Raw genomic sequence first — 12,838 nt, 5'->3', positions numbered from 1 at the left:
AAAAGCGGCTAAAGAAAGCGCGGGCGCGGATAAAAAGCGGCTAGTCGCGCCGCGGTCCGGTTCCACGTGAAACAGCGCCATGCCGCGGACCTCAGTCTGACGCGTCCAAGGTCCATTCATAGCTGCGTTCGATACAGGCCACCTCCACCCGGTATTGCCGATACCAGCGCTCCCGTCCCAGTTGCTGCGCCAGCACGTGGTCGGCATGCGCCTTCCAGGCGCGGATGCTGTCGGCGTCCGGCCAGTAGGACAAGGCGATTTCCTGGCCGTCTTCACAGGCGGAAACAAAGGCGAGGCAGCCGAAGTGCTCCATGGCCAGCCGGCGCATCTGCTGGGCGACCGCGGAGTATTCCGCATCCAGTTGCCGCGTGGCGGCGCGAAAAATCACGACATGCATGGAAAGTCTTCCTCGCATAAGGTAGGCGGTATCGGTATTGTCTCGATTGCCGGCGGCCTTGGCCAGAGCCAGTTGGACCGCCGGTGTGGAACCACCGCGGCAAGGGGAGCGAACATGAATCAGGGTTTGTTGTTGCGAGCGGCCGACGCTCGGGACGCCGAGCGGATCGCGGCGCTGCATGTCGCCAGTTGGCAAGAGCATTATCGCGGCATCTTGCCGGACGAATACCTGGATTTGCGCGCCGCGGACGAACGCCTGGCCATGTGGCGGGAGCGCTTCGCCGCGCCGGGCGCGCTGTGGGTGCGGCTGGCGCTGTGGCAGGATGAGCCGGCGGGCTTTGTTTGCCTATTGCCGGACGAGGCGCCGGAGCGGGGCGTGTATCTGGATAATCTGCATGTGAAGGCCGGGCAGCAGGGGCGCGGCATCGGCCGCGCCTTGATGGCGGCGGCGGCGGCGGAGGCCTTGCGCGTCGCGCCGGGGCGGCCCTTGTTTCTGTGGGCCTACCAGGCCAACCGGGACGGCTGCGCCTTTTACCGGGCGCTGGGCGGCGTGGCGTCCGCGCCTTGCGAGGTGGACACCGTCGGCGGCCGGCGCGCGCTGGCGCTCAGTTATCAGTGGGACGATCCGTCCTGCTTGCTGTAATGCCGGTTTGCGCCGCGGCAACACCTGATCGCGCAGTCGTTTTACAATGGTGCGATGTCTACCCTCAACTATTTGCAGCATTATCCCGCCGCCTTGCTCGGCCAGGTGCAGGCGCTGCTGGATTCCGGCCAGCTGGGCGGCTGGCTGGCGCGCAAGTATCCGGAAAGCCACGATGTGCAGACGGACAAGGCGCTGTATCAGTACGTGTCCGAGATCAAGCTGCGTTATCTGAAGAACGCCGCCTTGCCGGCCAAGGTGAGGTACGACAGCCAGCAGCACCCGGTCAAGGGCACGCTGGGCACCAATACCTTTGTGTCGCGGGTGCAGGGCGGCAAGCTGAAGACCAAGAACGAAATCCGCGTCGCCGCGCTGTTTCGCGACGCGCCCTTGCCCTTCCTGCGCATGATCGTGGTGCATGAGCTGGCCCACCTGAAGGAGAAGGACCACAACAAGGCCTTCTACCAGCTGTGCTGCCACATGGAGCCGGACTACCACCAGCTGGAGTTCGACATGCGGGTGTGGCTGACCTGGAGAGAAAGCCAGACGGCCTGATCCGCGTTTCCCGCATTGACAACAGCCCGGCTTTGCCGGGCTGTTCGCGTTGAGGGGCGGGTTATTTCTTGGTGATGAGCTGATCAAACACGCCGCCGTCGGCGAAGTGTTTGTGCTGGGCGCCGCGCCAATCGCCGAAAGTGTCTTTCAGCGTGAACAGCTTGACCTTGGGGAACTGGCCCGCGTATTGCGCGGCGATCTTGGCGTCGCGCGGCCGGTAGTAGTTCTGCGCGGCGATGGTCTGTCCCTGCGGGGTGTACAGGAACTTCAGATAGGCTTCGGCCAGCTTGCGATTGCCTTTCTTGTCGGCCACCTTGTCCACCACCGCCACCGGCGGTTCGGCCAGGATGGACAGCGAAGGGGTGACGATGTCGAATTTGTCCGGACCCAGTTCCTTCACCGCCAGCACCGCCTCATTTTCCCAGGCCAGCAACACGTCGCCCAAGCCGCGCTGGGCGAAGGTCAGCGTCGCGCCGCGCGCGCCGGTGTCCAGCACCGGCACATGCTTGTACAGTTCGCCGACATAGGCGCGGGCCTTGGCCTCGTTGCCGCCGGGCTGCTTCAGCGCGTAGCCCCAGGCCGCCAGATAATTCCAGCGCGCGCCGCCGGAGGTTTTGGGATTGGGCGTGATCACCTGGATGCCGGGCTTGATCAGATCGCCCCAGTCGCGGATGCCCTTGGGGTTGCCCTTGCGCACCAGAAACACGATGGTGGAGGTGTAGGGCGAGCTATTGTCCGGCAGCCGGCTTTGCCAGTTCTTGGGCAGCAGGCCCTGGTCCGCCAGCACGTCGATGTCGTAGGCCAGCGCCAGCGTGGCCACATCGGCTTCCAGGCCGTGCTGGATGGCCAGCGATTGCTTGCCGGAGCCGCCGTGCGATTGCTTGATGGCGACGTCGCCGCCCTGTTTCTTCCATTGCTCGGCGAAAGCCTTGTTGACGTCCTGATACAGCTCGCGGGTGGGGTCGTAAGAAACGTTGAGCAGCTCGGCGGCCAGCAGCGGCGCGGCGGCGCCGAACAGGGCGAGAGACAGCAGGGCGTGGCGGAAGGTATGACGTGGCATGGCGGTGTCCTGAGGAGGCAAGCGATGAATGCATCTAATCAGAAATGTTTTAGCGCCAGAAGTGATTGTTTTTTATCTTTAAATTCCAAATAGATCTATGTAACGGCGCGATCTTTTAGAGGAATCGGGAATAAGTTTCTCGTTCAATATCATTTCCAAGAATATCAAAGTCATTCTACAGTGCGAGTTCCCCCTTTGAGGAGCTGAGCGATGGAACCTTCGCTGGCGGATTTCGACTTGATCATTCAGCCCGGCTGGCGCAACTCCGGCCCGCGGCACTGGCAAAGCCATTGGCAACGCCGCTTGAACGCCGCGCGGGTGGAGGTGGGCGATTGGGACGCGCCGCAGCTGGATGACTGGCTGCGGGGTTTGGATCAGGCGCTGGATCGGACGCGCAAGCCGGTCATCGTCATCGCCCACAGCCTGGGTTGCGTGGCGGTGGCGCATTACGCCCAGCGCCATCCGCGGCGGATCGCCGGCGCCTTGCTGGTGGCGCCGGCGGACGTGGAGCGGCCCTTCGTGCCGCGCGAGCTGATGGGCTTTGCGCCGACGCCGCGCCAAGCCCTGCCGTTTCCCGCCAGAATGGTGGCGAGCAGCAACGATCCCTTCTGCAAGACCCCGCGCGCGGCGCGGCTGGCCGGTTACTGGCGCGCGCCCATCGCCTGGCTGCGCCAGGCCGGCCACATCAATGTGGAGTCCGGCCACGGGCAGTGGGAGGAGGGCTGGCTGCAGCTGGATTTGCTGGCGCAAAGGGTGAGGGCCAGCTTGAACCAGGCGGCTTGAGAAGCGGTTGACTGTCTGCCGCCTTGCGGCGGGCGATAGCGGGCTCGCCTATCCGCGGCTTCGGCCGCAAGGCCTTGCCTCGCCCTGGCTCGGCGGCGCCGAGTCCGGTTTCGTAGCGGGGTCGGCGTGATCTAAACTGGGGTGACACGCATCTAACCATCCTGGGTGGCCATGAGATCGAGCCGATTCCTTGCCTGTTGCTGGCTGTCCCTGGCCGGAGCCGTTTACGCCGCGCCCTTGAGCCGCATCGGTATCTCCGTGGGAGCGCTGGACAACCCTTTCTACCAGATCGTCGCGCGCGGCGCGCTGAACGAGGCGCGCGCGGTCAATCCCAATGCGCAAGTCACCACCCTGTCCGCCAATTTCAGCCTGGAGCGGCAGGAGGAACAAGTGCGGCAGCTGCTGCGCCAGCAGGTGGAGCTGATCCTGCTGGTGGCCGCGGACAGCAAGGCGGTGGCGCCGCTGGTGCGGCTGGCGCATCAGGCCGGGGTGCGGGTGGTGGCGGTGGACGTGGACGCGCCCGGCGCCGACGGCACGGTCAAATCGGACAATGTCCAGGCCGGCGCGCTGGCTTGCCGTTATCTGGCGGAGCGGATGCGCGGCCGCGGCGCGCTGGTGATTCAGAGCGGTCCGCCGGTGTCTTCGGTCTGGGACCGGGTGGCCGGCTGTCGCCGCAGTCTGGCCGCTTTCCCCAAGATCCGGCTGCTCAGCCATCAGGAGAGCGGCTTGGCGTCCAGCTGGGGCGGCAAGCGGCTGATGGAGCGGCATCTGCGGCGCTACCCGGAGATCAACGGCGTGTTCGCCAGCAACGACCGCCAGGCGCTGGGGGCGGAGCAGGCGGTGAGAGAGGCGGGGCGCAAGGAGGTGATGATAGCCGGCGTGGACGGTTCGCCGGACATCGAGAAGGCGCTGCGCGGCGATAGCCAGATCGTGGCGTCCTCCAGCCAGGCCCCGTACGCCATCGGCGTGGAGGCGGTGAAGCTGGGCCGTCAATTGCTGGACAATCCCAAAGCCAAGCCGCGCACGGTGACGGTGCCGGTGCAGCTGATCACCCGCGCCAATATCGGCGCCTATCAGGGTTGGCAGAGTCAGCTGCCGCCGGCGCCCGCGGCGGCGCGCTAGGAGACGGTTCCCGGTCTTTTTTGACCTGCGGCGGCGGCGGTGTCACACTGCCGGTGTTTCCGCGTCGGCCTGGCCGACGCCAGCTGTTTCCAACTCAAGCCAAAGGATTCCACATGTTCGCATCACGCCCGCTCAAAGCCGGCCTGGCCGCCCTGGCGCTGACTTTGCCGCTGCTGGCGCACGCCGACGCCGCCCAGGACGCCGCCGTCAAAGAGTTGTCCGCCACGCTGAACCTGAACAATATGCTGCCGGAGCTGGCGCAGCGCACCACCGCCAGCGCCATGCCGCTGCTGCAGGAATACTTCGTCAAGAACAAGATCAAGCTGAGCGAAGCCCAGCAGAAAAAAGCGCAGGAAGGCTTCAAGACCTACGGCGAGAACGTGCACAAGCTGGCCAGCGATTACTTCGGTTCCAGCGCGGCCAAGCAGCAGTTCGAACAGACCGTGGCCAAGGCCTACAGCGCTCAGTTCAGCGCCGACGAACTCAAGCAGATCAACGTGTTCTACAAGACCGCCGCCGGTCAGAAACTGCTGAAGCAGCAGCCGCAGATCATCAACACCATCGCCGGCGATACGCTGAAGGCCGCCGAGCCGGTGCTGCTGCCCAAGATGCGCGCCGCCGCGGAAAGCTTCGGCAAGAGCGTCGCCAAGAAATAAGCGAAGACGCGTAGCGCGATCCAAGCCGCCCAAGGGCGGCTTTTTGCTTGTCCGCGCGCCAGCTTGGTGCCGCGGCGCACCATTCCGGTTCAGTTCAGCATCAGGCTGAGCCGGCGCGCGGTGTCCACCGCGGCCTCCGCTTGGCTGGATTCTTCCTGCCATACCCAGACATTGTGGGTCGGGTCCAGCGCCTCGACCAGCCACAGGCGGCCGCCGCCGCCCAGCGCCACCTGGCGCGCGCGCACCGGCCGGCGATAATTGAACATCACCACCTCGCTGGCGGCGGCGGGCGTTTGGCGCGAAAACAGTTTCATGGCGGGCCTCGCGGCAGGAGTGGACGATGCCTGCGACGCTGCAAGACTCGTGCCAACGCCTGGACGGCGCAGCGGCTATAACGTGTTTATCGACACGGATTATGTCATTCAAATGATCAGATCGGGCTTGTTGTTATGGTTGCTGGCCGGACTGGCGGCGGGCGCCGCCGCCGCGCCGCCGCGCCAGGTGGTGGTCTTGGTCGACAACGGCTATCCGCCGTATTCCTACGAGAAGGACGGCCGGGCGGAGGGCGTTTACAACGAGGTGCTGCGCGCGGCCTCGCAGCGTTTGAGCGACTATCGCATCGATCTGCGGCCGGTGCCGTGGAAGCGCGGCCTGTCCGAGCTGGAAGCCGGCCGCGCGCCGGCGCTGTCGCCGCCGTATTACCGGCCGGAGCGCGACTACATGGGATATTCGGCGCCGTTCTGGCAGGAGCAGCTGGCGGTGTATTGCCGGGCGGAGATCATGCGCGCGCCGCGTCCGCACTGGCCGGCGGACTTTGTGGGCCTGCGCTTCGGCAACAACGCCGGTTTCCGTCCCGGCGGCAAGGCGTTCTGGCTGGCGGTGCAGCGCGGAGACATCCAGCTGGACGAGGCGCCGGACACCCAGGGCAATCTGCTGAAGCTGATCAATGGCCGCACCGACTGTTATTTGAACGACAAACTGTCCATTCTCTACGTGCTGGAGCGCTTGCAGCGGCGCGGCGCGATCAGCCCGGAGCAGCGCGGCGAACTGGTGGCGGCGGCCAGCCTGAACGGCGAGCAGGCCTATGTCGGTTTCACCAAGCACGGCCAGCAGCGTTTTCCCTATCTGGACGATTTCATCCGGCAGTTGAACGCCGTCTTGGAGCAGATGAAGCGCGAGGGGCGGATTGCCGCCATTGTGGAGCAGACGCTGCGCGCCGCGCCGCCGTAGCCGCGGTTCATCGCCGCGTCCGGCCGCCGGTTTTGACAGCCGCGACGGCCGGTTTTAGCATGGCTCGGTTGCCTAAGGGAAAGCAAGCATGGAAAACCGCAAACTGGCGGTATTGATCGACGCGGACAACGCGCAGTCGGCGCTGATCGCCGAGTTGCTGGCCGAGGTGGCCAAATACGGCACCGCCGTGGTCAAGCGCGCCTACGGCGACTGGACCACCAGCCAGCTGAAGGGCTGGAAGGAAGTGCTGCACCAGTACGCGATTTCGCCGATCCAGCAGTTCGCCTACACCAAGGGCAAGAATTCCACCGACTCCGCGCTGATCATAGACGCGATGGACCTGCTCTACACCGGCAATTTCGACGGCTTCTGCCTGGTGTCCTCCGACAGCGATTTCACTCGGCTGGCCACCCGGCTGCGCGAATCCGGGCTGATGGTGATCGGCCTGGGCGAACAGTCCAAGACGCCGCGGCCCTTCATCGCCGCCTGCGACAAATTCGTGTTCACCGAGATTCTGCGGCCGGAGCCGGCGGCGGCCAAGAGCGCGGCCGACAAGCCCAAGACGCGCAGCGCGCGCAGCCGCGCCAAACCGCAGCCGGAGAAGGAGCGCCATCCGCTGCAGGACATGTTCACCAATGCGATCGAGGCGGTGTCGCGCGACAGCGGCTGGGCCGAGCTGTCGGTGGTGGGCACTTATCTGGCCAAGAACGACCCCTCGTTCGACCCGCGGGTTTACGGTCATTCCCGGCTGTCGCAGATGGTGAAAAAGCTGGACTTCCTGACGGTGCAGGAAAGTCGCAACGGCTCCAAACTGCATTGCGAGATCCGGCTCAAACAGGACGGGGAATCCGTACTCGCGGCGCCCGTGATAACGCCGCCCGCGGCGGAGCCGACGCCGGAGACGCCGGTGCGCAAGAAGCGCAGCCCGCGCAAAAAGCCGGCTGCTGCCGGCTGAACCGGCTGCTGGTACACTGTTTGCATTCCTAAAGAACGTGTTTACGATCTCGCGAGCTAAGGCGAGACAAGGCGAAAACAGCTGAGAAAGCGGAATGTACAGGTGGTACATGAGCATTTTGAAGTTGGTTTCAACGCGGTATCGCCGACGCGTAGCAGATCGTAAATAGGTTCTAAGGATCCGCGTCGGCGTCCGTGCCCGCGATCCAAACAACAAGCCACATCAGCAAGGGACAGAACATGATTATTCGCGACGCCACGCTGGAAGACCTGGCGGCGATACTCGATATCTACAACGAGGTCATCGCCACCACCACCGCCATCTACAACGACGATCCGCTGTCCGCTGGCGAGTTCGCCGTCTGGTTCCAGGACCGCACCGCCGCCGGTTATCCGGTGCTGTTGGCCGAGGAAAACGGCAAGATCCTGGGCTTTTCCAGCTTTGGCGATTTCCGCGTCAAGCCGGGCTACCGCTTCACCGTGGAACACAGCGTGCATCTGTCCGCCGACGCGCGCGGCAAGGGCATAGGCACCGCCTTGGTGCAAGCGCTGTTCCCGCGCGCCAAGGCGCTGGGCAAACACACCATGGTGGGCGCGGTGGACGCCGCCAACGCGGGTTCTATCCGCTTCCATGAAAAATTGGGTTTCCAGCAGGTGGGCATGCTGCCGCAGGTGGGATTCAAGTTCGGCCGCTGGCTGGACCTGGTGTTCTTGCAGCGCTTCATCGACGGCGCCAGCGAGGGTCCGGCGGCGTCCTGAGCCTGAAATGAGAAGCGCCGCAGATGACTGCGGCGCTTGCTCGTGCTTTTTACCACTGTCGAACGCAGTGTTTTCTTGATATTTCTCTATTCACCCTTGTACGACTTAGCGCACCTCTGCAACGATATCCCTACTGAACACCTTTTCGCAATACTTGCATTTCATTTTTGTGTCGCGCGCCTGGGGTTTGACGTAGAAAAAGCTGGTTACCGGCTCATTGTGCGAGACGCAATTGGAGTTGGGGCAGGAGAAGATGCCTTCGATGGTGTCCGGCAGCGCCAGCTTGTGTTTCTTCACCACTTCGAAATTGTCGATCACGTTGACGGTGGCCTGCGGCGCGAACAGCGCCAGCTCGTTGGCCTGCTCTTCCGACAGCGCGATGTTCTCCACCTTGATGATGTCCTTGGCGCCCATGTGGCGGCTGGACAGGTTCAGGCCCACGGTGACGCGCTCGCCGGTTTCGCTGAGCTTGAACAGGCGCAGGATGATCAGGCCCTGGCCGGCCGGGATGTGGTCGATGACGGTGCCTTGTTTCAGCGCTTCTACGGTGCGGGTGTATTGCATGATGGTTTCCTTTTCCTGAATCAGACGGTCTCGTTCAACACCAGCGACAGCAGCGCCTGGCGCGCGTAGACCCCGTTCTTGGCCTGTTCGAAGTAATAAGCGTGCGGCGTGGCGTCCACGCTGGTTTCGATCTCGTCGACGCGCGGCAGCGGGTGCAGAATCTTCATATTGGTGCGGGCGCTGTGCAGCATGTCGGCGCGCAGCACGAACTTGCCCTGGATTTTCTTGAACTCGGCCTCGTCGAAGCGCTCGCGCTGCACCCGGGTCATGTACAGCACGTCCACTTGCGGGATCACGTCGTCTAGGCTGCCGACCACGGTGTACTGAATGCCTTTTTCGTCCAGCTCTTCGCAGATGTAGTCCGGCATCGCCAACTGCTCCGGCGACACGAAGTAGAAGCGCGCGCCGAACAGCGACAGCGCCTGGGTCAACGAATGCACGGTGCGGCCGTATTTGAGGTCGCCGACGAAGGCGACGGTGAGGTTTTCCAGCGTGCCCTGGGTTTCGCGGATGGTGAACAGGTCCAGCAGGGTTTGGGTCGGGTGCTGGTTGGAGCCGTCGCCGCCGTTGATGATGGGCACGGCGGAGAATTCGCTGGCCAGCCGCGCCGCGCCTTCCTTGGGATGGCGCATCACCACCGCGTCGGTGTAGGACGCGATGATCTTGATCGAATCCGCCAGGGTTTCGCCCTTTTTGGCGCTGGTGTTGCCGCCGTCGGCGAAGCCGATGACGCTGCCGCCCAGCCGTTGCACCGCGGTCTCGAAGGACAGCCGGGTGCGGGTGGACGGTTCGAAGAAACAGCTGCCCACCAGCTTGTCCTTCAGCAGGTCGTTGCGCGGCTGTTGTTTCAGGCGGGCTGCCGTGGCCACCACCAGCTCCAGTTCCTCGCGGCTGAAGTCCGGTATGGAAATGATGTGTTTGCGGTAGAGGGGGTTGGCCATGGTCGCGTCCTTTCAATATTGGCTTTATGAGTCGCGGGTAAAAAAAAAGCCCCTGGCATCAGGAGCTTGTTTTATTACTGCGTCGGGGTCCGGGAACGGCAAGGCCTCGCGCCAACGCCAGATCGCCGCCGTGGCGGGCGGTGCGTCGTGCGGGAAGCGTCGTTGCGTGGTTCATTGCCTGTGGTCCGAACAAAATTGCGGGATTGTAATCCCAATTCTGGATCGGCGGTAAGACCCGTGTCGCATTTATCGAAATTGATGGCAGAAAAGGGACACTTCCGCGCGCGCAGCAGACTATGAACAGATCCTCAGCGCAGCGCGTATTTGATCCCCAGGCCCAGAAAGCAGACGCCTAGCAGGCGGTTGAGCAGCAGGCGGCCGCCGGGGGCGAACGCGCGGCGGCGCAGATGGCCGGCCAGCCACACCAGCAGCGCCAGGTAGAGCATATTGATCAGGCAGAACACCGCGGCCAGCTGTGCGAAGCCGGCCGGGCCGGCGCGGCCGGCGTCCAGGAATTGCGGGAAGAAGGCCATGAAGAACAGGATGGCCTTGGGGTTGGCCAGGGTGATCAATAGCGAGCGGCGGAAGCAGGCGCCGGGGCTGCGTTGATCCGTCGCGGTCACGGCCGCGGCTCCGCCGTTGCGGCGGAACAGCAGCTTGGCGCCCAGCCAGGCCAGATAAAGCGCGCCGGCGTAGCGCAGCAGTTCGAACCAGCCGGGGTGGGCGGCCAGCAGCGCCGCCACGCCGCCGCCGGCCAGCGCGATCAGGATCAGGTCGCCGGCCAGCAGGCCGGCCTGGGCCGCGTAGCCGGCGCGCAGCCCGCCGCCGCTCAGCGCGCCGAGGATGGACAGGGTGCCGGCGCCCGGCGTCACCACCAGCAGCAGCGAGGCGGCGACAAACGGCCACCAGTCGATTGCCGTCATCAGGATTTCCCTTTCGTGGTCCGGCGGTTCAAGTGCGGAAATCGCCCACCAGCGCCTCCAGCCGCGCCGACAATTCGCGCAGATGGCCGACCGAGGCGGCCACCTGGCGCACCACGTCGCTATTGCTCTGCGCCATGCTGCTGATGCGCTCCACGTTCTGGGCGATCTCCAGGCTGGCGGCGGATTGCTCGCGGGTGGAGGAGGCGATGTCGACGATGCTGCCCACCAGGCCGTGGCTGCGGTCCAGCACGGTCTGCATCGCCTGATTGGCGTCTTCGGCGATGGCCACGCTATTGCCCACCAGCTGGCTGCTCTTTTGCACATCGCTGACCGCGTCGCGGGTTTCCTGGCCGATAGCGTTGACGATGCGGCTGATCTCCACCGTGGCCTCGGCGGTGCGGCCGGCCAGATTGCGCACCTCGTCCGCCACCACGGCGAAGCCGCGGCCCATTTCCCCGGCGCGCGCCGCTTCGATCGCCGCGTTCAGCGCCAAGAGATTGGTCTGGTCCGCGATGTCCTTGATCACGTTGACGATGGTGCTGACCTCGGCCGAACGCGCGCCCAGGCCGTTCACCCGCTCCGCCAGCGCGTGCATATTGTCGGTCATGCGGCGGATTTCGGCGGTGACCTGGTTGACGGTGGCGACGCTCTGCTCGGTCAGGCTGCCGGTTTCCCGTGCGGTGCTCTCCGCCAGTTGGGCGGTGTTGGCGATGTGCTGCACGCTGACGGTAACTTCCTCCACGCCGGCGGCGGTGGCGCTGGCGGCGTCCGATTGCGAGGCGGAGGCGCTTTCCACTTGGCGCGCGGACTCCTGCAGGGACACCGCCGCCGCGGTGACCGCCAGGCTTTGCTCGCGCACTTCCACGAACATGTCGCGCAGGCTGGCGATGAAGCGGTTGAAGGCGTCGGCGGTGCGGCCGATTTCGTCGCGGTTGCGGATCGGGATGCGTATGGTCAGATCGCCCTTGCCGGACGCCAGCTGTTCCATGGTGGCGGCCAGATGATTCAGCGGCCGGGTCAGCGCGCGCACCACGCCGGCCAGCACCAGCAGGATCAGCGCCAGCGCCACCGCGCCGATCAGCACCGCGGTCAGGCTTTGCCTGCGCGCGTCGGCGGTGATGGCGGCGGTGGGAATGCTGACGCCCAGCGTCCAGAACTGGCCGGTATTGGCCACTTTGACCGGGTGGAAGAAGTGGGTGAAGCCGCCGGCCTCGTAGACGAAGTCCTCGCCTTGCTTGATCTTGGCCAGATAGGGCGTCAGCGGGCTGTCCTTGGGCGCGGGTTTGCCCAGCAGGCCGGCTTCCGGGTTCACCACGTAGAGGCCGCCTTCGGACAGCATGCTGACGTAGCCGGTTTCATACAGCCGGATCTGGCCGAATTTTTTTTGCAGATCGTCCAGCGCGATGTCGGTGGCGGACACGCCCAGCATCTTGCCGGCGGCGTCCTTGATCACCACGGCCAGCGAGCTTTCCAGGATCTTGCGGTTCTGCACCTCGTAAGGGTAGGGCTCGGTGATGGTGTCGCGGCCGCGTTGCTTGGGCACGTAGTAGAAATCGCCCCAGCCCGGTTTTTCGTAGTCCGGCTGATAGCTGTCCGGATGCTCCTTGAACTTGGGGAATTCCTTGACCCGGTCCGCCGACATCATCACGTCCATCTGCGCCTTGCCCTTGTCGTTCTTGGTGACATAGGGCTGGTAGCGGCCGGTGGGGTCGTGGCGCGGCCAGTCCATGCGGAAGCCGTTGTCGTTGCCGTCGAAGGCGTTGGGCTCCCACAACATCCACAGGCCCACGGATTGCGGCGCGTTGTCCAGCATCTGCTGGATGGTGTTGTCGGTGTGCTTGCGGTCCGGGTGCGCGACGCGCTGTATGCCCTGCACCGCGTCGGCCAGATGGCGCGGCAGGGTGAAGTTGCGGGCGAAGTCGCTTTCCGCGTCCTTGGCGTAGCTGCTGGCCTGTTCCGAGGCCAGCTTGTAGCCCTGGTCCACCGCCGAGCTATAGCTCTGCCAGGCGATCAGGCCGATCATGACGGCGAAGCCGACGGCGATGGCGGCCGCGGCCACCAGAATGATGCGGGTGCTCAGGCGGCCCCATTTCTGCTGTTCCATTCTTCTTTCCCCAATACCTTGCGAAGCTTGTTCTATGGCGGTCTGCCGCGGCCGCGCGCGAGCGGAGGCGAAGCCCGGCGTCTTGCCCTTATTTATAGACATTAAAGCCAGAGCCACGCACCGGTCCATGCCGACGCGCTAAAAGCGGGCC

At 64.6% G+C, this 12,838-nt stretch carries 15 protein-coding genes; 8 read left to right on the top strand and 7 right to left on the bottom strand.

Going from position 1 to position 12,838, the window contains the following annotated elements:
• Window positions 1-91: 91 nt before the first annotated feature.
• Window positions 92-397 (bottom strand): antibiotic biosynthesis monooxygenase, encoded by a 306-nt coding sequence (locus NK214_RS13305; RefSeq protein WP_227105831.1) that lies wholly within the window; start codon window positions 395-397, stop codon window positions 92-94.
• Window positions 398-511: 114 nt separating this feature from the next.
• Here NK214_RS13305 and NK214_RS13300 point away from each other — a divergent pair, with 114 nt between their 5' ends.
• Entirely contained in the window at window positions 512-1,039 is a 528-nt protein-coding gene (locus tag NK214_RS13300) for a GNAT family N-acetyltransferase (RefSeq protein WP_253314732.1), read from the top strand.
• Between the two features lie 54 nt (window positions 1,040-1,093).
• A complete protein-coding gene (locus NK214_RS13295; protein ID WP_107801279.1) occupies window positions 1,094-1,591 on the top strand; it encodes a M48 family metallopeptidase in 498 nt (165 codons plus the stop codon).
• Between the two features lie 61 nt (window positions 1,592-1,652).
• Here NK214_RS13295 and NK214_RS13290 read toward each other — a convergent pair whose 3' ends face one another.
• Window positions 1,653-2,651 carry a sulfate ABC transporter substrate-binding protein gene (locus NK214_RS13290; RefSeq protein WP_235085634.1) on the bottom strand — a complete coding sequence of 333 codons (999 nt, stop codon included), beginning with the start codon at window positions 2,649-2,651 and terminating at the stop codon, window positions 1,653-1,655.
• A 210-nt stretch (window positions 2,652-2,861) separates the two neighbouring features.
• Between NK214_RS13290 and NK214_RS13285 the strand changes: the two genes are divergently transcribed.
• From NK214_RS13285 to NK214_RS13275, 3 genes are all read left to right on the top strand, one after another.
• Window positions 2,862-3,434, top strand: a complete 573-nt coding sequence (locus NK214_RS13285; RefSeq protein WP_107801277.1) for an alpha/beta hydrolase — start codon at window positions 2,862-2,864, stop codon at window positions 3,432-3,434.
• A 171-nt stretch (window positions 3,435-3,605) separates the two neighbouring features.
• Window positions 3,606-4,556, top strand: coding sequence for a substrate-binding domain-containing protein (locus NK214_RS13280; RefSeq protein WP_253314731.1), 951 nt, complete (start codon window positions 3,606-3,608; stop codon window positions 4,554-4,556).
• Window positions 4,557-4,669: 113 nt separating this feature from the next.
• Window positions 4,670-5,212 (top strand): DUF2059 domain-containing protein, encoded by a 543-nt coding sequence (locus tag NK214_RS13275; RefSeq protein WP_107801275.1) that lies wholly within the window; start codon window positions 4,670-4,672, stop codon window positions 5,210-5,212.
• An 89-nt stretch (window positions 5,213-5,301) separates the two neighbouring features.
• Here the strand turns inward: NK214_RS13275 and NK214_RS13270 are convergent, their stop codons facing one another.
• Window positions 5,302-5,526, bottom strand: coding sequence for a hypothetical protein (locus NK214_RS13270; protein WP_107801274.1), 225 nt, complete (start codon window positions 5,524-5,526; stop codon window positions 5,302-5,304).
• Window positions 5,527-5,638: 112 nt separating this feature from the next.
• Between NK214_RS13270 and NK214_RS13265 the strand changes: the two genes are divergently transcribed.
• The 3 genes from NK214_RS13265 (at window position 5,639) to NK214_RS13255 (ending at window position 8,155) form a co-directional block, all read left to right on the top strand.
• Window positions 5,639-6,442: an ABC transporter substrate-binding protein gene (locus NK214_RS13265; RefSeq protein ID WP_235085640.1), complete on the top strand. Its 804-nt coding sequence runs from the start codon at window positions 5,639-5,641 to the stop codon at window positions 6,440-6,442.
• Between the two features lie 88 nt (window positions 6,443-6,530).
• Window positions 6,531-7,397, top strand: a complete 867-nt coding sequence (locus tag NK214_RS13260; RefSeq protein WP_235085643.1) for an NYN domain-containing protein — start codon at window positions 6,531-6,533, stop codon at window positions 7,395-7,397.
• 239 nt (window positions 7,398-7,636) lie between these two features.
• Complete coding sequence (locus NK214_RS13255; protein ID WP_107801271.1) at window positions 7,637-8,155, top strand: GNAT family N-acetyltransferase; 519 nt, start codon at window positions 7,637-7,639, stop codon at window positions 8,153-8,155.
• A 105-nt stretch (window positions 8,156-8,260) separates the two neighbouring features.
• Here NK214_RS13255 and pyrI read toward each other — a convergent pair whose 3' ends face one another.
• From pyrI to NK214_RS13235, 4 genes are all read right to left on the bottom strand, one after another.
• Window positions 8,261-8,719, bottom strand: coding sequence for an aspartate carbamoyltransferase regulatory subunit (gene pyrI / locus NK214_RS13250; RefSeq protein WP_107801270.1), 459 nt, complete (start codon window positions 8,717-8,719; stop codon window positions 8,261-8,263).
• 20 nt (window positions 8,720-8,739) lie between these two features.
• Window positions 8,740-9,660 (bottom strand): aspartate carbamoyltransferase, encoded by a 921-nt coding sequence (pyrB, locus tag NK214_RS13245; RefSeq protein WP_227105817.1) that lies wholly within the window; start codon window positions 9,658-9,660, stop codon window positions 8,740-8,742.
• Between the two features lie 308 nt (window positions 9,661-9,968).
• Window positions 9,969-10,583, bottom strand: a complete 615-nt coding sequence (locus tag NK214_RS13240; RefSeq protein WP_235085645.1) for a LysE family transporter — start codon at window positions 10,581-10,583, stop codon at window positions 9,969-9,971.
• Between the two features lie 28 nt (window positions 10,584-10,611).
• Window positions 10,612-12,687 carry a methyl-accepting chemotaxis protein gene (locus NK214_RS13235; protein ID WP_253314730.1) on the bottom strand — a complete coding sequence of 692 codons (2,076 nt, stop codon included), beginning with the start codon at window positions 12,685-12,687 and terminating at the stop codon, window positions 10,612-10,614.
• Window positions 12,688-12,838 lie beyond the last annotated feature (151 nt).

It is taken from the genome of Chromobacterium sp. S0633 (assembly GCF_024158805.1).
Taxonomy (GTDB): domain Bacteria; phylum Pseudomonadota; class Gammaproteobacteria; order Burkholderiales; family Chromobacteriaceae; genus Chromobacterium.
This window is presented reverse-complemented; position numbering and strand designations above follow the sequence as displayed.